At 43.2% G+C, this 20075-nt stretch carries 15 protein-coding genes, 1 tRNA gene and 1 pseudogene; 9 read left to right on the top strand and 8 right to left on the bottom strand.

Features of this window, described 5'->3' with window-relative positions:
- The first annotated feature begins 2 nt into the window (after positions 1 to 2).
- The 3 genes from myaer_RS12605 (at position 3) to myaer_RS12595 (ending at position 5053) form a co-directional block, all read left to right on the top strand.
- Complete coding sequence (locus tag myaer_RS12605) at positions 3 to 3239, top strand: tubulin-like doman-containing protein (RefSeq protein WP_046662348.1); 3237 nt, start codon at positions 3 to 5, stop codon at positions 3237 to 3239.
- 328 nt (positions 3240 to 3567) lie between these two features.
- Positions 3568 to 4494 (top strand): ornithine carbamoyltransferase, encoded by a 927-nt coding sequence (gene argF / locus myaer_RS12600; RefSeq protein WP_002762401.1) that lies wholly within the window; start codon positions 3568 to 3570, stop codon positions 4492 to 4494.
- 133 nt (positions 4495 to 4627) lie between these two features.
- Positions 4628 to 5053 (top strand): hypothetical protein, encoded by a 426-nt coding sequence (locus myaer_RS12595; RefSeq protein ID WP_046662347.1) that lies wholly within the window; start codon positions 4628 to 4630, stop codon positions 5051 to 5053.
- 270 nt (positions 5054 to 5323) lie between these two features.
- Here the strand turns inward: myaer_RS12595 and malQ are convergent, their stop codons facing one another.
- From malQ to myaer_RS12575, 4 genes are all read right to left on the bottom strand, one after another.
- Positions 5324 to 6826 (bottom strand): 4-alpha-glucanotransferase, encoded by a 1503-nt coding sequence (malQ, locus tag myaer_RS12590; protein ID WP_046662346.1) that lies wholly within the window; start codon positions 6824 to 6826, stop codon positions 5324 to 5326.
- Positions 6827 to 7056: 230 nt separating this feature from the next.
- On the bottom strand, positions 7057 to 8127 hold the full coding sequence (locus myaer_RS12585; RefSeq protein WP_052734182.1) for an SGNH/GDSL hydrolase family protein: 1071 nt from the start codon (positions 8125 to 8127) through the stop codon (positions 7057 to 7059).
- A gap of 459 nt (positions 8128 to 8586) precedes the next feature.
- Positions 8587 to 9060, bottom strand: coding sequence for a sigma factor-like helix-turn-helix DNA-binding protein (locus myaer_RS12580; RefSeq protein ID WP_235614744.1), 474 nt, complete (start codon positions 9058 to 9060; stop codon positions 8587 to 8589).
- 174 nt (positions 9061 to 9234) lie between these two features.
- Positions 9235 to 9933: a GNAT family N-acetyltransferase gene (locus tag myaer_RS12575; protein WP_052734181.1), complete on the bottom strand. Its 699-nt coding sequence runs from the start codon at positions 9931 to 9933 to the stop codon at positions 9235 to 9237.
- Between the two features lie 240 nt (positions 9934 to 10173).
- Between myaer_RS12575 and myaer_RS21220 the strand changes: the two are divergent.
- Positions 10174 to 10305 (top strand): annotated as a pseudogene (locus myaer_RS21220) (lysozyme inhibitor LprI family protein); the annotation flags it as partial.
- A gap of 59 nt (positions 10306 to 10364) precedes the next feature.
- Here the strand turns inward: myaer_RS21220 and myaer_RS12570 are convergent.
- Positions 10365 to 10435: transfer RNA gene (locus myaer_RS12570), tRNA-Gly, on the bottom strand.
- Positions 10436 to 10520: 85 nt separating this feature from the next.
- Positions 10521 to 11258, bottom strand: coding sequence for an HAD family hydrolase (locus myaer_RS12565; RefSeq protein WP_046662344.1), 738 nt, complete (start codon positions 11256 to 11258; stop codon positions 10521 to 10523).
- A 651-nt stretch (positions 11259 to 11909) separates the two neighbouring features.
- On the opposite strand from myaer_RS12565, the gene myaer_RS12555 reads away from it, so the two are divergent.
- Genes myaer_RS12555 through myaer_RS12540 form a run of 4 tightly spaced genes read left to right on the top strand, consistent with a single transcriptional unit; the run spans position 11910 to position 16140 of the window.
- A complete protein-coding gene (locus myaer_RS12555) occupies positions 11910 to 13451 on the top strand; it encodes a bifunctional pantoate--beta-alanine ligase/(d)CMP kinase (protein WP_046662343.1) in 1542 nt (513 codons plus the stop codon).
- Positions 13452 to 13453: 2 nt separating this feature from the next.
- A complete protein-coding gene (locus myaer_RS12550; protein WP_046662342.1) occupies positions 13454 to 15277 on the top strand; it encodes a phosphodiester glycosidase family protein in 1824 nt (607 codons plus the stop codon).
- A 14-nt stretch (positions 15278 to 15291) separates the two neighbouring features.
- Complete coding sequence (locus myaer_RS12545) at positions 15292 to 15615, top strand: phasin family protein (RefSeq protein ID WP_002737682.1); 324 nt, start codon at positions 15292 to 15294, stop codon at positions 15613 to 15615.
- Between the two features lie 6 nt (positions 15616 to 15621).
- Positions 15622 to 16140 (top strand): FKBP-type peptidyl-prolyl cis-trans isomerase, encoded by a 519-nt coding sequence (locus myaer_RS12540; RefSeq protein ID WP_046662341.1) that lies wholly within the window; start codon positions 15622 to 15624, stop codon positions 16138 to 16140.
- Between the two features lie 83 nt (positions 16141 to 16223).
- Here myaer_RS12540 and psb28 read toward each other — a convergent pair whose 3' ends face one another.
- Positions 16224 to 16562: a photosystem II reaction center protein Psb28 gene (psb28, locus tag myaer_RS12535; RefSeq protein ID WP_046662340.1), complete on the bottom strand. Its 339-nt coding sequence runs from the start codon at positions 16560 to 16562 to the stop codon at positions 16224 to 16226.
- Positions 16563 to 16715: 153 nt separating this feature from the next.
- On the opposite strand from psb28, the gene myaer_RS12530 reads away from it, so the two are divergent.
- Positions 16716 to 18224, top strand: coding sequence for a helicase C-terminal domain-containing protein (locus tag myaer_RS12530; RefSeq protein WP_046662339.1), 1509 nt, complete (start codon positions 16716 to 16718; stop codon positions 18222 to 18224).
- Between the two features lie 241 nt (positions 18225 to 18465).
- On the opposite strand, the gene myaer_RS12525 is transcribed toward myaer_RS12530, so the two are convergent.
- Positions 18466 to 20013: an FAD-dependent oxidoreductase gene (locus myaer_RS12525; protein ID WP_046662338.1), complete on the bottom strand. Its 1548-nt coding sequence runs from the start codon at positions 20011 to 20013 to the stop codon at positions 18466 to 18468.
- Positions 20014 to 20075: the final 62 nt, after the last annotated feature.

Genomic DNA, 20075 nt, shown 5'->3' with positions numbered 1-20075 from the left:
TTATGCCAGCAGCAGTAGAAGAAAAAAGCATGGTTCCCACGGTTTTAGTGGGTATAGGTGGCACGGGTAACGAAATTTTATCGCGCTTGCGTCGTCTAATCGAGGAAAGTTATGGCAGTTTGAGCAATTTTCCGATTGTCAGTTTTTTGGTGGTTGACACGGATAAGGATTATAAAATCAGTAATCCTGAAGCTGCTGGCAGTGCTTTTAAAGATAACGAAAAACACTGGGCCCGGGTGAGTGGAAAACAGGTACAGGAGATGGTATCTGACATGGATAGATATCCCTGGATTAATAGTTGGTTTCCCCCGGAATTAGAGAGAAATATTACTTCCCTGGAAGCGGGAGCGGGACAAATTCGCGCCTGTGGACGTTTTGCTTTATTTTGTAATTATCATGAGATCCAAAGAAAATTTCTGGATGCGGTGAGACGGGTAAAAGGACAAGAAAACTTTATGCTCGATCGCTATGGAATTAAAGTTAATAATACTGCTATTAATGTCTTTACTACGGGGTCTTTAAACGGTGGTACAGGTAGCGGAATGTTAATCGATCTAGGCTACTGTATTCGTAATTGGTTACGCGGGGAAAGTAGTCCTTTGAGTACGGCAATTGTTCCCACTCCTGAAGCATTTGCGGGGATTAGTGTCGGCGATCGAGTTTTGGCTAATGGTTACGCTGCCCTGATGGAATTAAATTACTTTTCTGACTACAGAACCGAATATCATCAACAGTTTAGCAGCGGTTTAGTCGATGAAGTTGTTAGTAAGCTACCCCCCTTTGATTTTACTTACTTAGTGGGGACAAAAAACGGAGAAGGTGATTTTAAACTCGGTCAAATTCGGGAAATGATCGCCCAAAATATCTTCCTAGATATGACCTCTGATTTTGCTCCCCATAAGCGTTCCATTAGAGATAATATTAAGGGTTCTTGGGCGCAAGCTGACCCTGGGGGTCGCGGTTATCCTAAGCAATTTATGAGTTTTGGGCTATCAACTATTGAAATTCCTATTGCCCAAATTCGTGCCTCTTTATCGGAACGTTTAGCCAAAGATTTAATTAATTGGTGGCTGAATGATTCCGTGATTTTACCCGCTCAAATGTTGGAGTTAGTCAGAGGTGATATCCTCAAAAGAATGCGCTTGAGCGAAGGGGAATTAATTATGGATTTATGTGCCGACAAGGATCGCTCTTTAATTGCCATAATCTCCCAATGGATTAACGAAACTCGTCAGGAAATCAATCAAGATAATTGGCTATCTTGTACCAAACAGGGTGTTAATATTTTAGGCAATGAACAGGGAAAAATTCTGCAATTTATTAATGATTATTTAACGCCAAGAGTCGAGGAATTTAAACGCAATCATTTACTAGAATTGAGTCCCGATGAACGGCTGCACGGCGATTACCTGAAAAAGATTTATAGTAACCGAGATGAAATTATTCAACGGGGTAAAAAGTCCCTAGAAATGGAGTTTTATAATATCCTTGAGGATCGGAACCGTGGGGTAAAATTTGCCGAGAGTTTTATTATTTTAGTACGACAAATCTTCACCGACATAGCAGAAAAATTCCGTCGCGATCAAGAACAGGTTTGGAGTCAAAATGAAAGTAAACGTCAACGAGAATACGATACAGCCTTAGCGGAAATTAATGATCTCAAAGATAAACTTCATATCTCGAAAAAAGATAAGATGGAAGAATATTGTGAAGAAGCTTTAACGGGATTGGAAGGCTATTTAATGGCCAATATTCAACGAAAAACCAGAGGTGCAGGAGTAGAGGTTATTAATCGTTTACTGGAACATCTTAATCAATTAGAAAGCCGGTTTAATCGCTTCCGTCAGAAATTAATTCAAAGTCGCGATCTATTTAATCTCCAAGCTAATCAACAGATCGATAGTGCCGATGCTTTATTAATTAATGGGATTAAATTATTTGACAGACAAGAATTAAATGGTCTTTATCAAGACTTTATCGAACAATTTGCATCGGGGATTGCCGGCAACAAAAATGCCTACGATACAGGTATGGATAACCTTTGTTTACCCCTCTCAGAAGAGATTTTAAAGCAATCTAGCCCCCTCTGGAAAGAAACGCGCCGCGCTGATGAAAATATGCGTTTATTTGACATCACCGAGATTGCCGATATTCGTCAAAGAGATTTTCAACAAGTTATCCTAAACCAAGCTAATCAACTACTACAAAATGCTCCCGCTAGTAGTCGCATTCAGCAGGAATTATCCGCCTGCGATCGCTTGTTAAAAATTTATAACAACGATGCCGATATTATCAATAATCTTCGCATTGCCTACCAAAAATCGCGACCACTAATTATGCTTAATCCTGCGGTTTTGCGAGGAAAAGATGCGGGTTTTACGCCGCAATTAAATCAAAATGTTGCCCTGATTGGGGGAAGAAATACCAATAACCCAGCAGCCCAAAAAATTATGCCGAAACTGCGGGAATTTATCCCCAACGAAGACGATATTAAACCCTTGGCAGAAGTGGAAAAACATCGTCTTGTCTTCGTGCAGGAAATTGGCGGTTTTTCCCTACGCTGTCTCGAGGGAATGCGAGAACTGCGGCAATCCTATCAGGACTGGAAAGGAGAATTTATTCTCGCTAAACGCGCCCAACAAATGGGAGAAAATCGCGATTTACCCATCCCCGTGCATATCCAAAAGGAACCTCCTTTCTGGGATGTTTTTCCCGAAGATCCGAGTATTTATCAATTGGTGGTGACAGCCCGGGCTTTAAAAGTGCTTTTTCCAGAAGTCAATCGAGTCACTAATGAGAAAACAATTCGCTATGAAATTAAAACCGCAACGGGATTAAAAAAAGTCGATATCGCTACCAGTTGGGAAGACGCGGTACAGGTGTTAGAAGTAAAAGCTTGTCGCGAAGATAAGGAAAAAATTCAAAGTCAGGTGACAGCTAAGTTACAGGATTCAGCCACTCCAGAGAAAAAACAAGCTTTGTATCGGACTTTCATTGAATATTTACAACAACGTTCCGAGGAATTAACAGGAGGAAAAGACAATACAGAATATAAACGGGAAGATGCAATTATTTTGCAGTTAATCCATAACTATAAGTTGGATAGCGGTGGAGAAATTCCTCTTTCTCCGGTGACGGAAGTGGCTAACCCAGCTTTAATTATCTGCGGTAATTGTGGACACAAAAACCCGCCCTCGTCTAATTTTTGTTCTAAGTGTGGGGCAAAATTAGTTAAGTAGAAATTAGATTTTGGGTTTGATCCCCCCTGCCCCCCTTGATAAGGGGGGTGCCGATAGGCGGGGGGAGCCGCCTTGATAAGGGGGGTGCCGATAGGCGGGGGGAGCCGCCTTGATAAGGGGTGAATCTGACAATGTTTAACACCTACCTAATTTAACAGATAATTTGGGGGTGTTAGCTAGACTAACATCCCCCACAATGAAAATTTTCGGGAAAAATTGCCTAATAACGAAAAAACTGGATTATAATAAGGTCTTTGCTCAAGATTTTTGCTAATCGCTAACTGCCATAAAACCCAATCAAGACCCCTGTTTATCGAGAGAAAAACCAATGGTAGCCACTTTAAAAGGACGAGATGTTTTAAGAATAACCGACATGAGTAGCGAAGAAATCAGCGCCCTACTCAATCTATCGGCACAGCTTAAAGCTGGCACTCTTAACCCTAGCTGCAAAAAAGTCTTGGGATTGCTATTTTATAAAGCTTCCACCCGGACCCGGGTTTCCTTTACCGTCGCCATGTACCAGTTAGGGGGACAGGTGATCGATCTTAATCCCAGTGTAACCCAAGTGGGACGGGGGGAACCCTTAGCCGATACAGCCCGGGTACTCGATCGCTATCTCGATATTCTCGCAGTTCGCACCTTTAAACAAGAGGATTTAGAAGCTTTTGCCAATTACTCGCGCATCCCGATTATCAACGCTTTAACGGATTTAGAACATCCCTGCCAGATATTAGCCGATTTACAGACTATCCAAGAGACTTTTCAGACTTTACGGGGAATTAACCTCACCTATGTGGGGGATGGTAATAATGTCGCTAATTCTCTCCTCTTGGGTGGTGCTTTGATGGGGCTAAATGTGCGGGTTGCCTCCCCCGCAAACTATCAACCGGATGGGGAAATTGTCGCCAGCGCCCAGGCTATTGGCGAGAAAACCGGTAGTAAAATCTTAATTACCGACGATCCCGTTACGGCAGTAAAAGACTCTCAGGTGGTCTATACTGATGTCTGGGCGAGTATGGGACAGGAAAGCCTCGCTGATGCCCGAATTCCCGTTTTTCAGCCCTACCAAGTCAATGAACAGCTAATGAGTCACGCTGACAAAGACGCGATTATTCTCCATTGTTTACCTGCTCACCGGGGTGAAGAAATTACCGACGGGGCGATCGAGGGTGTACAATCAAAAGTCTGGGAACAAGCGGAGAATCGGATGCACGCCCAAAAAGCTTTAATGGTGAGTTTATTGGGATTAATCTAGCTGTAGATGCTCAGTTACCTAAAATAATTATTAAACTCGATCATCAATCATCCTAAGACCTGTCCGACACCGGAAGTTAACGCTAGGATTGATGGTAAGAGCAATAATCAGGGCAGCCTCCACACCTAACTATATGTCAGACACCCCCGCCGTTAAAAAATATCTCGCCCATTGGTTTCAATTGGGAAAAAAAGTTATTTGTCCCAAAAACCAAGCTATGCTATTTCCGCTGCCAATTTTCAATGCTGATCGCTATTCGTCGGAGTTTGAGGATTGTTGGCAAAAAATGCTTGATCCTCAAAGTGGCGATTGTTACCTAGAAGGTACTCAACAAACTATCCGAGACTTACTTTCCCCTCAATGGGAATTTCACCCCTGCGCTCGTTGTAATATACCCGTACCAATTGAAGTGCTGGGCCAATCGGGTTTATCCTGTCCCTGCCATGATTTGAGTAATTGGCCCAATTTAGAATTACCCTTACCCCATTTACCTGTCAATAGTCGAGAAAATCTCGATCGCATCCGGCAAAGATTGCTAAAAAATTCTCCCTCACATTAACCGGACAAAAAGAGACGTTAGGGGTAACGTCTCGACAAAAGGTTTGAGATTTAGGGTCTGCTGAATAAATCTAAAAACCTTGTTGGATAAGACTTTTAGACTTTTTTTTCCTCAAAAAGTGCCAGCCGTTGCGGGGATCGGGGGGAAAATTCAGGTACTTTTTCCCTGAAAATTAGGTAATTGACTACCTCAAAATCGGTAAAACCCCACACCCCACACCCCACACCCCACACCCTGCCCCCAGGAAAAGCTTTTTGCCGCAAACCCTATTTAACGATTTCTGCCAAAAAGATTGACTAAATCTCGCAATCTCTCGCTATATTCTCCGGTTAAAGCTTCCTGACGATAGCGCCATGACCAATTCCCTTCTGCGACACTAGGGGTATTCATACGCGCATCGGATCCTAAACTTAACACATCCTGTAACGGTACGATCGCCTGATTAGCCACGGAACTATAGGCCAGTCGAATCAGATCCCAAGCCACTCCCTGACCACTGGGAGCGCCAAGATATTGATAAAGTCGCGCTTTTTCGTAGTCATTGGCGTTATCTTGAAACCAGCCCACAGTGGTATTATTATCGTGAGTGCCGGTATAAATCACACAGTTGCGTTCGACGTTGAAAGGAAGATAGGGATTACCCGCATCACCCCCAAAAGCAAAGTGGAGAATCTTCATCCCGGGGAAGGCAAAGTGATCGCGAAAATCTAAGACTGCTTGGTCAATATCGCCCAAATCTTCGGCAATAATCGGCAATTTACCTAAACGAGCGCCAATAGTATTAAAGAGATCATAACCCGGGGCCTTGAGCCAACGACCATTAATAGCGTTTTCTTGGCCAAAAGCCACCGCCCAATAGGCCTCTAATCCGCGAAAATGATCGATACGGATGATATCGACTAGGGAAAGAACCGCTTTTAAACGGCGTACCCACCAGTCAAAGCCCGTATTTTTGAGATAATCCCAGTTATAAAGAGGATTTCCCCATAATTGCCCCGTTTCTGAGAAATAATCTGGGGGAACCCCTGCCACTTCTAAGGGATTACCGGTTTGGGTATCTAGTCGGAAAACCTGCGGATTTGCCCAAACATCGGCACTATTATGGGAGACATAAATGGGGATATCACCGATAATCTCGATACCGAGGGAGTTAGCATAGCGTTTTAGGGCTAACCACTGCTCAAAAAACTCAAATTGTAGGAATTTGTGCAGAAAAATCTCCTCTTGTAACTCCTGTTTCGGTGTTTCCAACGCACCCCAATGACGTTCGCGAATTTCTGTCGGCCATTCCATCCATGCTTTACCCTGGTAAGCGTGGGATAAAGCCATAAATAGGGCGTAATCCTCTAACCAATCGGCATTGCCAGCACAAAAGCCGGCAAACTGTTTGTAAAGAATTGTGTCAGAACCCTTGACAAAATTGCTCGCCGCCTTTCTAAGTAGGGGAATTTTCCAAGCGATCAATTTATCAAAATCCACTTGATCGAGGGGAAAATCGGGAATATCCTCGAAATCTGCCTCACTAAGCAGGTTTTTCTCCCGAAGAAGATCGAGACTAATCAGGAGATGATTGCCGGCAATGGCACTAAAACTCATGTAGGGAGAGTTACCGTACCCTGTGGGGCCTAAAGGGAGAATTTGCCAGAGTTTTTGACCACTTTGAGCCAAAAAATCGATAAATTGATAGGCTTCCCTACCTAGTTCTCCAATCCCGTAACGACCGGGGTGACTGGTGGGATGAAGCAAAATACCGCTAGAACGGCTAAAAGCCATGAAAAAACCCCCTTATCAGTGATTCGGTTAGCAGTTCTTAAGTGTTTAAAGCTGAATGCTCACTGCTATCTCCAAGCTAACCCGATCTCGATCGATAAGGGCAATACTTAACAACTTTATTAGACCTATAGGACAAAATCAGGCATTACAGCCGTACATTGACATACTCCCACCGTCAAGCTATGCTGTGACGGGCGATTCTTTCCACATCACTATAACGATTTTTCTACCTACCTGAATAAAGATTTACTCCTCCCTTCAGCCGCTTTTACCCGAAAGGCGGGATCGCTGGCCCGGTTCGGTTTTCTCTTCATCGTTACCTGCGCCACTTTAACACCTAAACCGACAAAAGCGACGATAATGATCGCACCTGTCGCGTCCGGTTCGGGAACGCTGGTGAGAGTTGTCGAGGCGAGACCGGCGATCGCTCGATGGGTTACGGTCGTGGGATGGAAACCGTCCCAGAAAAGATACTCGGAGGGATTCGAGCAGCTCTGCCCGGTATTGATATTCAAACAAGCGTCCGTGACGTTGGTTAAACCGTAGCGAGACGGATCGTTGTAGGTGTTCTCGAAGAGAGAGTAGATATCAAGCGGGATCAGAGTGGCCGCAGTCGAGGGAGCGTTTTGGAGGGCTTGAAGTGCGGCGGCTAATTTCTGATTATGCTCTAGGGCTAGATTCGTCATCCCCGGTATTCCCGCCTGACTGGGTAATTTCCCGAGATCCGGTAGATTCGGAACGATCACCGTTTTCGCACCGACCGCAGGCGAGATCAGGGTTTCAACCGCGGCGATAATGTTATCGACTACGGCATCGGGGTCGGTAGTGAAGCCGAAAAGATAGTCGTTAGCCCCGGCCCACACGACGAAGAGATCGCGAGCGTCGAAAGTTGATAGGAACGGGTTCGCGGCGAACGAGTCGATCTCGTCGAGTAATCCGGGAAAATCCCCCGTGAACAAGAGTTCGGCCACGTTCTGACGACCGCTGGTGGCCCCGCCGTAGGCAAGATTCAGCACCGCGCTATTCGGCAGTCCGAAATCCTCCTGTAAATACTCGATCCAGAGCGGACCGTTAGAAAAGCGCCCATTTGCGTAGGGGGGGCTAGTCGGGTAAAGATTGCCCGTTAGTTGATATAAATTTCCTGGATCCGATAGGCTATCGCCGAATACCTGAAAACTATCGAAGGTTGCCCCTAGGGTCTTGAAAGGAGAAAGGAGAGTAAAGAAGGTAATTCCCGCCGTGGCGATTAGTGATTTTGTTAAGAAATATTTCATCGGTTCGCCTTCAAAAATGAAACGCATCAACCTCAAGAGTTGACAGAAAAAGGCTCATCAATCAATGTCCGATCAATACAAGAACAAATCAGACCCAAAAATGAACAGCCCACATCCTAACATACAATAAAAAAACTTTTTCTAACAACTTAGTCAAGAGGTGGGGCAATCGCACATAATTCTTAACACTTTTGGAATATGGACATAAGCCAATACCTGATTATCTCCAAAAGGTGACAGCAAACTCAACATAGTTGTTTAATTCAGGTTAAGATTATCCAAGACAGGGTTTAGATTCAATACAACAATAGGGAAAATGGAATTACCGATGATTTAGTTAAAGCCAATATTTCATCTTTTTATCCCGCTTCCCAATATCACTATTATGAACTCACGAGATGCTATAAAAACCTAAACTATCCAGGTTATCCGATAGAATTATAATCGTTTCTTGCTCTTCTTTTCAGTCGTTCAACGATAATTGTTTTACTTTTGTTTTTGCCGATAAGCTTCAAATTCGGGGTTACTGGCAAGAATTTGACGGACGCGCTCCCGACTTATGCCGTATTTATCCCCTATTTGCTGATAGCTCAATCCTTGTCTATGGAGTTCTAAAAAATCGTAGGTTTTTTGCAGTTTTTCCTTTCTCTGTGCATCCCATTTTGGGGTTGGACTCTTATTGCTAAGGTGTCCTACTATTTCCCTTCCCAACTCGGTCAAAGAATATTGAGGATCGTGGAAACTAACCAATCCTTGTTTTTCCAATTCTTTCAGTATTTTATGTATTCTGGTTATATTATTATGAGTTGTTGCCAATTGCCGAGATGGATCGGAAAGTATCCCCATTGCCGAATCGATTTGAATCGGATAATCTAACATCCCTTTCAGAATCTGTTTCTGTTTTACTTGGAGATTGGCGATCATCTCTTCTAAATGTTGAAAGTCTTCATTTTTATCCATCGGAATTATCATTTTAATAAATCTCTCCCTAGTCTGATAAAATCACAATCAGGAGATATTGTCAATAATCGGCGGCTTGCCCGGTTATTTTTCCTTTTTATATGGGACATATCTTCCGGCTATTAATTGAATTTGATCATCCCTTTACCGACGATTTTAAAAAAGGATTAGACATCACAGGATAGGAGAACTTAAAAAAGCATGGTATCTTTTCAACCCCTCCTCGGAAAAATTCGGGTTGAACCAGACCAGTGTAACTTCGGAGTCGAAATTTCCTTGCGGTTTTCTAATCTTTTGGAAAGCCATACTTTCCCATCTGAAACCATGCTTTTTGTAAAACTCGATCGCCCTTGTATTACTCCGATGGGGCAAAAGTTCAAATCGGAGGATATGAGGCATATTAGCTTCAATTTCTCTCAGATAAGCATCGATCAATCGACCGCCGTATCCTTTCCCCTGCCATTCGGGATGAACTATCATCGTCGCATTAGTGAGGACGTGAGCCAGACACTTAAATCGTGAAGTGAAAGCTTTCAAGCAGCCGACCATTTCCCCCCCCTCTTCGATAACTAGAACCAGCCCGCACTGTAATCCTTCCTTTAACACCCCGCACACATAGTCGAGTGTAATTTCGCCTTCTTCCTGGGTTAAATTGCCAGGGTTCGAGCGAGCGACGATTTTGTAGAGTTTGTAGAGCGGGCGAATATCGTTCTCGCTTGCCCTTCGGATAATAGCCGAACCGTATCCCTGCGTCGGTAGAATCGCTGGACAACTATCCCTTCCAGCCGAGCCTGTTCTAAGGATCGGATACTCCAAAGAATAGTGAAAACCTTTCATGGCCGCTTCTCCCCCTTCGACCCTCTCTACTGCCATTATACATCGAGTTCTCCAGACGATTTCCGATCCCGAAACCGAGGGTAATCGATAAAATCGATCTAAATTGATACCAGGGCATTAATTAAAGCTGCCGAAGGGGGAAAAATCAACACCCTTTTCTGTTTAGGAGGTAATCTTTATGGCGCAAATCCAGATTTAACTCAAGCCAAAAAAGCCTTAGCACAAATTGATACGATTTTTTATGTGGCTACTAAGCCAAATTTAGGACATTTTCGCAGTTGCGAATTTGAAAGAAGCGCCTATGAGGGAGGCTCTCTAGCTCCCATGATTTACGGTTTTTGTTTGGCAAATGTCACCGAGCAGCGTACCAAAGATTTGCAGAGATATTTAGAAGATAGCGATCTCTAAGTCAGAATCGCCGTTAGTATTACCGATAATTCCTTAGACGTTTACTGCACAACAGCCTAAGCGGGTGAGGGGAATCGAACCCCTATCATTAGCTTGGAAGGCTAGGGTTTTACCACTAAACTACACCCGCATTTTCTTAGCAGTTTCGTTAGCATAACACGAATTGCCAATTTTTACAAGTAGGTATTTTCAGCTTGTGAATCGCCCCTAGATGGTTATAAATTGCCTAAAAATCCCGATCGCTCCCTTGTATCCCCGATTTGGCTAAAAGTTGCTTCCACGCGATCGAGGTCTAGTTGGGAGAAATTATCGATCGCCCAGTTGGACACTCTCTGCATAAAATGGAAGGGATAGGTATGAGCGATTCCCACCACCTGCATTCCGGCTCTTTTTGCCGCTTCGCAACCGGCAAAAGTATCTTCAATCACCAGACATTCCCAGGGTTGCAACTGTAGATTAAAATTCCAACGATTGAATCTTTCTACGGCCAGTAAATAACCATCCGGTTGAGGTTTACTGGTGCTGATCTCATCACCGGTGACAATGACACTAAAGTAATCCCCAAGGCCCGTCTGTTGCAAGATTGATTCCACTTCCGATCGTATTGCTCCCGTCACCAAACCGATTTGTAAATCCCTGGCCTTAACCCGTTTTAAAAAAGAGTATATCTCTTCATAAATAGGAAGTTTCTCTAATTTTCCTAATCTTTCTCGGTATAAACTCGCTTTTTTGTTAATTAACTTGGTCAGATACTCCTCGGTCACTTGACGACCGCGACGGGTGAGAACATTACGCAAACAGACGCGATCGCTTCTTCCCAGACATAACTCCGCAAATTCCGACCCTAGGGGCAGCAAATTTTCCCCGAGCAAGATTTCATTGATTAACTCTTGATGGATTGGTTCATCATTGATGATCACCCCATTAAAATCGAACAGAACAGCCTTTAACATCAATCTTAGACAGAAAAGCTAATAAATACTCACTGTTCTTGATTATACTAAAGTTTTTCGTCGGGGCCAGGTGTGGGGAAGCTAATAACCATTTTCCCCCACCCCCCCGAAGTGGGGTAGGGTTGATTCATGAATCAACCCTACTATGAGCAGAACTAAAAAGGCTTATATATATATTTCGGCACGGATTCCCATTATAATAAAAAGTATAGGTCAAATCGAGGGATTTTGTCAAGTCTTTTTTGCCATTAATCTATAGAATTGTCGGGCTGCTCACCCGTCATTGTCCTGAAAAAAATTATGCCCCGGTTTGTTAAACAAGCATATATGCAGCGGTCAACCGAGACAGCACAGGAGCCTCTCTTATTCTTTGTGTGATCAGTTTAACTTATATAGAACCGATCAATCTTTGTGTCCTTTGTGTCTTTGTGGTTCGTTCCAGTCGCTCGCTGGCGGGAATATATCTTATAAAATACATTTTACCCACCAAACCCAAGAGAGCCGACAGGAGGCAAAAAACGAGTTATTGGACAGAAAGAGGCGATGGGATGTTATTATTTAAAGCCGATTCCCCGGAAGCAGCCGAATTGATCATCGGGCAGCATCCCCTGGCGAATAGTAGTGGAATAGGCTATTAAAGGAGTGAACCCTGTGCAAATATTCACAACAATCCCCGGTTTACGCACTTTTTTGGCTGATTATCGCCATGATCATAGTATTGCCCTCGTGCCAACCATGGGCGCTCTCCATAAAGGTCATGCTAGTCTAATTCGACGCGCAGTGACGGAAGCGGAGGTAACGGTGGTCAGTATTTTTGTTAATCCTCTACAATTTGGCCCCACAGAGGATTTTTCTCGCTATCCCCGCAGCCTTGACAGCGATCGCCAATTGTGTGAATCTTTGGGAGTTGCTGCTATTTTTGCTCCCAGTGCGGAAACTTTAGGAATTGGTAATTCTGAGGAGATAACCGCAGTTGTTCCCCCGATTTCTCTGACTAGCGGGTTATGTAGTGCTTTTCGTCCGGGGCATTTTCAGGGAGTAGCCACAATTGTCACGCGGTTGTTTAATATAATTGCACCGACGATCGCCTATTTTGGCGAAAAGGATGCCCAACAGTTAGCGATTATCCGGCAATTAGTCAGGGATTTAAATTTAGCGATCGAGATTCGCGCTTGTGCTACAGTGCGAGAAACATCGGGATTAGCAGTTAGTTCTCGCAATCAGTATCTATCGGCCACAGAAAGGGAAAAAGCGACAATTATCGCCCAAAGTTTGCAATTAGCTCTCGAAAGTTTTCGTTTAGGGGAAAGACAAAGGGAAAAACTACTGGCTATTGTGCAAAAAAATCTCGACAGAGTGCCAGAATTTCGCCCTCAGTATCTGGATTTAGTCCATCCCCAGAGTTTACAACCGATCGAGCAGATCGAGACAGGTGGCTTGTTAGCGATCGCTGGATCGATCGGTCAAACCCGTTTAATTGATAATATTATCTTGCGTCAACGTCGGGCAGTTATCGCTATTGATGGACCTGCTGGAGCGGGAAAATCGACGGTAACGCGCTTAGTAGCGGAAAAATTGGGGTTAACCTATCTCGATACCGGTGCGATGTATCGTGCGGTGACATGGTTGGTGGTGAATTCCGGTCTGGATTTGTCCGCAGAAGCGGCCATCGCCGAGTTATTATCTTTAGCGAAGATAGAAATAATTCCGGCCGATAGTCCCGAAAATGTGACTATAGTGAAGATTAACGGGCAGGATGTGACTTTAGAGATTCGCTCTCCCGCAATTACCTCGCAAGTGTCCAGAATTGCCGCTCAAAAAGCGGTGCGACAGCAGTTAGTCACCCTGCAAAGACAGATGGGAATGTCGGGGGGAATAGTTGTGGAAGGTCGAGATATTGGTACTAATGTTTTCCCAGAAGCGGAATTAAAGATTTTCTTGACAGCGACACCCGAAGAAAGAGCCAGAAGGAGATTAAAAGACTTAGAAGCGCAGGGAAATGGAGGTATTAGTCTCGCAGAATTAACCCAAGAGATTGAAAAAAGGGATTATTTGGATAGTAATCGCTCCCTAGCACCCCTGCGAAAAGCCACAGATGCGATCGAAGTTAATACCGATCATCTCACTATTACAGAAGTCACGGAAAAAATCATTGCTCTTTATCATCTTAACTCAGGTGATTTAGGGGGATAATTATGCAGTTAAATTACCTGACTTTATCATCTATCTGTTTAACGGTAACTTCCTTGATAATTATCGGCAGTCCAGCTATATCTTTAGCCGATCATAGATCACCAATAACTTTAGCTGCTAGGGATTTATCAAACCAGCAACAGGGAAAAAAAATTATTCTTAATGGTCGTTCTTTGCCCGTTTCTTGGCGACAGTGGACAACAGCAAATAGTACCAGAATCGCCATGAGTGACACGGGATCAAGACAATTATTTGGCATGGATTTTCTTAGCACAAATGATCCAAAAAAGCAACCGATAAACTGGTTTAATTTACAAACTTTATCAGCTAATTTGATCAATTCCGATCGCTGGCTGGATGTTACGGATATTTTACTAAAAATGGGGGCAACAACCACTATTAATGGCGATAGTTTAACTATTAACTTTCCTGCTCCCCAGATTCAAGATATTCAGCTAGAAAATTATGGAGCAGTACAAAGGATTATTATTCAACTTGATCGCCCGACCTTTTGGCAAGTTAGTCAGGCAAAAAATGAAGCTGTGATTACCCTAGAAGGAAATGCCCAGCAATCGCTCGTCTCTAGGTTTCAACCCCAAACTATCAGCAACAGTAATCAAAATAACGATGAAGATGATCTAGGCAACTCCAATAATAACTTAGCCACTCAGATCACTTCCTTAGAAAATAATGGAGTGATCAGTCGTTTAAAAATTAACCTTCCCACTGCCTACGGATTACAGATCAGCAGTGTGGCTAATCCTCCCCGAATTATCATTGATTCTCGTCCCGATGCTATGGATGAAAAGCGCATTGTTTGGCAACCAGGGTTAATCTGGAATCAAAAATATATCCAGTTAGACAAAGATTGGTTTCCCGTGACTTGGTTAGAAATCGATCCTAGAAATCCTCAGATAACTATTAAACCAATTACCGCTAATTCCACCTCAATGCGCGGCACTAATCCCCTGATCACGATTAATAGCGAAAGTAACGCAGTAGCGATGATTAATGGCGGCTTTTTTAATCGTAATAATCAGTTACCTTTGGGAGCAATTCGTGTGGATGGCAAATGGTTATCCGGACCAATTTTAAACCGAGGAGCGATCGCATGGGATAATCGTGGTAAAATCAGGATCGATCGCCTCAGTTTAGAGGAAACTCTCATTACTGCCACCGGACAACGTTTTCCCCTAACCCAGTTAAATAGTGCCTTCCTAACAGCCGGCTGCAGTCGTTATACTCGCGATTGGGGAAGTAATTATCATCCCCTCACCGAGCGGGAAACTGGGTTAGTCGTCCAAGGCGATCGCGTGACGGAGAAATTAAATAATCTTTTGCCACAGGATAGTATAGAAGTACCAGAAAATGGCTATTTAGTCATCTGCCGAAAGACAGATATTAATTTAAATATTGGTGAGACAGTCAACCTCGATAGCGTCACCCTACCGAGGGATTTTGCCAATTATCCTCAGATTTTAGGTGCTGGCCCCCTATTATTGCAGAATGGGCGCATAGTTTTAGATGGAAATGCCGAAAAATTTAGTCCGGCATTCCAAAATCAACAAGCTTCCCGCAGTGCGATCGCAGTTAGCCGAGAAGGAAAAATTCTGCTAGTTGCTATCCATAATCGCGTCGGGGGAAGGGGGGCAACTTTAGGCGAATTAGCTCGAATTTTGCTGTTAATGGCGGCAACAGACGGTTTAAACCTAGATGGGGGGAGTTCCACTGGAATAACCTTAGGGGGTTATCTGCTCGATCGCTCTGCCGTTACCGCCGCAAAAGTCCATAATGGAATAGGGATATTTTTATCCCCGTCTCCTTGAAAAGTGTGAAAACAATGGATAATAGCGACTGGATTAAACAATTGCTGCTGATGGGTATTGGCACTACTTCCATGGTGGCAGAAAAGATCAAAGAAGTGAGCGATGAATTAGTAAAAGACGGTAAAATCAATTCCGATCAGGCTAAAAACTTTGTCGATGATCTGATGACACAGATGAAGTCCGAACAGGGAAACTTCGAGAATAACTTAGAACGCTATATTCGCCAGATCTTGCGGGATTTAGGGGTTCCCCGACAATCGGAAATGGACGAACTGCGAGGAAGGATTGATAGATTAGAACGGCAGGTGAGAGACTTAGAGAATAAACTCTGGCGTTAGGGAACTATGAAATCAATGCGCGAAATCTTGCTCAGTTTTGCTATTATTGCGGTTTGTGGCTTATTTTTAATCGTTGCTTCCCTCTTTGGTGGAGGGGAAAAAACCAATGCGATCGCCGCAGAAATCGATCCACCCGCTATCACTCAAACTATTAATAAGGAAATCATCTCCATGGATTTAGATCAAGCAGTTACCACCGATTCGGGACTAAAATACATCGATATCGTGGAAGGAACTGGAGAAACTCCCCAAAAAGGTCAAAAAGTGACTGTTCACTACACGGGAACCCTCACAGACGGCAAAAAATTCGATAGTTCCAAGGATCGCAATCAACCTTTTACCTTTACCATTGGAGTGGGTCAAGTGATCAAAGGATGGGATGAAGGAGTCGCATCGATGAAAGTCGGTGGACAGCGTACCTTAATTATCCCCCCAGAATTGGGTTATGGTGCGCGGGGTGCCGGTGGGGTAATTCCTCCCAACGCGACTTTACTTTTCGATGTGGAATTGTTGGGAGTTAAATAGCTTTTTCCTCTGATTTTTCACTTCTACCCGCATCGATCCTGAATGCGGGTTTTTTGACAGATTGCCAGAAGCTAAGGGTAAAATCAGGAAGATTTAGTAAATTCTAGACCGTTTTCGCTACCGTAACGTTCCATAAAACGCATAAAACGATCCCACTCTGCGGGAGAATTAAAAATAACCGTAGCTTCGATCGCCATGGGTTTACCGTTGATGAATTTGCCTTTTACTTCCCTGGTGACGATTTCTCCTTCCTCATCGATGAGATACATCCCCGTGATTTCCTCGGTTTGTTGATCTCCCAGGATAGTCGGTTGATCAAAATAAAATTTTGCCGATCCCTTTTCTCCCGTTTTAGTGCGACTTAAGCGGATATCGGGAACAATCGGTTCTTTTAACCCCCTGGAAAACTGAATTTCTGCCATTACTTTTCTTTATCCTTCTCATAAAATAGACATCTCTAGATCATCTCACACCAAGTCGCAAGTAAAAAGCAGATGCAACAGCATAAACTTAAAATATCCACGGTCAACTCGTGGGAGTAGGTTTGACTACTGATAACCAATAACTGAGATGAGATGGTTTTATTAGAAGCAGCGGTTCATTCTTCCCTACGCGCTTTTTTACGCGAACAAGGACGCTTTTACTGGTCTCATCATCTCACTATGGGGCGACTGGTGGCTAGAGCTTTACGCTTAAAACGTTCCTCTCTCATACAAACTGGAACTACTCTATCCCGTTATTGTCTCAGTTATCTCACCCCGGCTCTTTTGGGTGATACACCTGTTCTGATTGTTGCCCCAGAGTCGGAACTAAACCTACTTTTAGAAGTGGAAATCCCCCATCTGCAAGCATGGTTACAAACTCAGCGAAATATCCTCAAAAGCGATCGCTTTCCCGCTAATTTTACCGGTTTACTCCTCACCACACCCCAACAATGGTTAGAGGATAAATTGGGCAATCTCGGTCATTTTCCCCAGAATATCCCCACAATAATCGATCGGGCCGAAGATTTAGAAACTTGTCTAGTAGATTATCTCACCGTCACCATTACTCCCGAACAATGGTTCGCTTTAGGGTCAGCATATCCCCAGCATAGAGAGTTTATAGACTTAATTAAAGCACAACTTAGCCAAAGTATTCTTGGTCATCCAATTAATCCCTATAATTGCTATCTTATTGATGCCAAGGAAAAAGAATATATAATTGCTCTCCTGCAACGCTTGGATCAAGACTTAACCACTGATTCTGTTTGGCAACTTCTAGCGGCAAAAATCCCCGAGCTTAATTATCTCCTCTGGACATCCGTAGATCGAGATCGAGAAGAATTTACCCTAAAAATCAGTCCTTTGGAGGTGGCTAGTTTTTTCAAACCGATTTGGCAGCAGCAACCCTTTGTTTTAATCGGCAGTTTTTTAGATAGCGAAAAATCCGCTAATTTATACCGTCAAAATCAGGGTATCGGAGAAATTTTAACTCTAAAGTTTGCAGCTGATCGCGAAAGTGAATATATTCATTTATATCTACCCGATCGCATCAGCGCCCCCAATACCCCCGAATTTCAACCGATGTTATTAAAGCAAGTGCGGGAATTAGTTAGTGCTAATCATACCAGTGAACAACCGATAGTAATCCTGATTGAAGATGTTCCCCTCAAGGCACAAATTGCCACCCAAATGGCAGCCGATTACGGTTCGCGAGTGCAAGTGGAAAAAACTGAGATTAATAGTAATACTATTCTCGTTTGTGGTTGGCAATTCTGGCAAACCCATCAAGAAAAATTTCCGACTCCCAGTTTATTAATTATCGCTACTTTACCCTTACCCTCCCCCGAAAATCCTCTCGTTGCTGGCAAAATTGCCTACTATAAACGACAACATCTCGACTGGTTTCGTGCCTATCTTTTACCCACAGCAGTAAGGGAAATTCAGCAATCTGTCCAGTCTCTCCGGGAGTGTCAAGGTTGTGTGGCTGTCCTCGATAATCGTGTCAATGCCCGCAGTTATGGCCGACAAATTCTCTCCGCTTTAGAACCCTATGCTAAAGTTAATTATCTCGATCAACAATTTTTTCAAGATAAAGATTAAATCAGTTATCAGTTATCAGTTATCAGATGGGGTGCATCTCAATTTTGTAGAAATATCTATATTACATTTGGGCGCACGCAGTGCGCCCCTACCATTGACGCGATAATATTATTGTAGGGGCGAATTGCATTCGCCCTCTTGGAATAACTTCTGCTGCTCACCAATATGTGAGAGAATGTCACCAATAAGAGATGCACCCTATCAGTAATCAGTTCACTGTTCACTGTTTACTGATCACTGATCACTGATTACTGATAAAATCTCCCCCAGAGCCATATTTCCAACTGTCTAAATAACGATGATAAAGATATTTTTGCCTGTCGGGTAACTTTTCTAAAACAGGTTTTAAGGTGGCTGCCAAGGGATATAAACCACTATACAAAGCTAAATTCAAATAATGTCCCGTCCAATCGATAAAAGGACTGATACCCACTTGTGGAATCATCGGTAAAACTAATTGAGGATTAACCAAAGGCAAAGTTTTTGAGAGGGAAGAAAACTGCACCACATCCTGTAAAAATGGTTTTAAGACCTCATCTCCTAACTTGTCCATTACCCGAAAAACTCCACTCATTAAGTCATTAATTTGATTGGGATTAGGGTTAGCAGACATGGCAACACTCATGGTTTTTTGAAATAGCCAAGTTACCGATATATTCGGTTGATAGGGTTGTAAAATAGCTAAATCTTCTCGGTTTAAAGCATCAATTTGTAAAGCTTCCTCGATGGCGAAAGTTAGCCTTTTTAAATGTCTGACCATTGCCCCAAAACCACCAAAACTTACCGGAGATTGACTACCGCTACTATCTCCCACTGCCAGAATTCTTGACCAAGGCATTTTTAAAGGACTTTGACGATAGGCAGGGAAAAAACCCGCTAGAAAACGCTGAAAGTTTACCGCTTCTAAATCCACCTTTTGATACTCCGGCAGTAATCTTAAATACTCCTCCATCAAAAATTCTAAACTAAAGCGATCGGGATGGGTATCAAGATAGGTAAATAAATAAGTTGTCCGACCATCCCTAGCGGGAAATGCTTCCCAAAAGTATTGACATTGGTGCAAGATTGGGGTAAAAGAATAAATCAAATCACCAGTTTCATTACTGGGAAAACCCTGACCGCAACTACCCACCACTAAACAAACTCCATCGGGTTTTTCTCCTTTTCTTGCCTGTTTTGCAATTGCTGAAAAATGACCCATGGCATCGATTAATAAACGGGTTTTTAAAGTCACTTCTCCCGTTTTAACCATTACTCCATCGGTATGAATAATCGCCCCACTAAATCCCGAATTTTCTAATAACTTTCCTCCCGCTTCTAAAAACTTCGTTTTTAAAGTCTCTAGCAAATAAACCGGATTAACACCAATATTTAAAATATCTCTGACCCAAAGCTCATAACCTTGATAAAATCCCACCCTAGCAGGATTATATTCTGTCGCTATCGCTTGATTCAATTCAGCTTCGGTCAATAAATCTAACTCTAAAAAACTGCTTAATTCTAAACGTGAAATATTCCACTCCTGCTCACGACCGCGCAGAATACCTCTTTCTAATAATGCCACACGCCAGCCCCTGGTTTGTAAAGCAGCCCCGATGAAAATTCCCAAAGTTCCCCCGGCAATAACTAGATCAAAATCCGTATCTCCTAAAGATTCTTGACTTTGATTAATTACCGTGGGAATAAGCGGATTTTCTAAACGCAAAGCTTGCCAAGCTCGATCACTGGCTCGCAATTGTTGTAAACTCTGAGGAGATACTCGATCGAGTAAAGATGCAACTAAAGACATAATCTTATATCAGTTATCAGTTATCAGTTATCAGTTATCAGTTATCAGTTATCAGTTATCAC

This window comes from Microcystis aeruginosa NIES-2549 (assembly GCF_000981785.2).
Lineage (GTDB): Bacteria > Cyanobacteriota > Cyanobacteriia > Cyanobacteriales > Microcystaceae > Microcystis > Microcystis aeruginosa_C.
The sequence above is the reverse complement of the archived record's forward strand: the minus strand, read 5'-3'. Positions and strand labels throughout refer to the sequence as shown.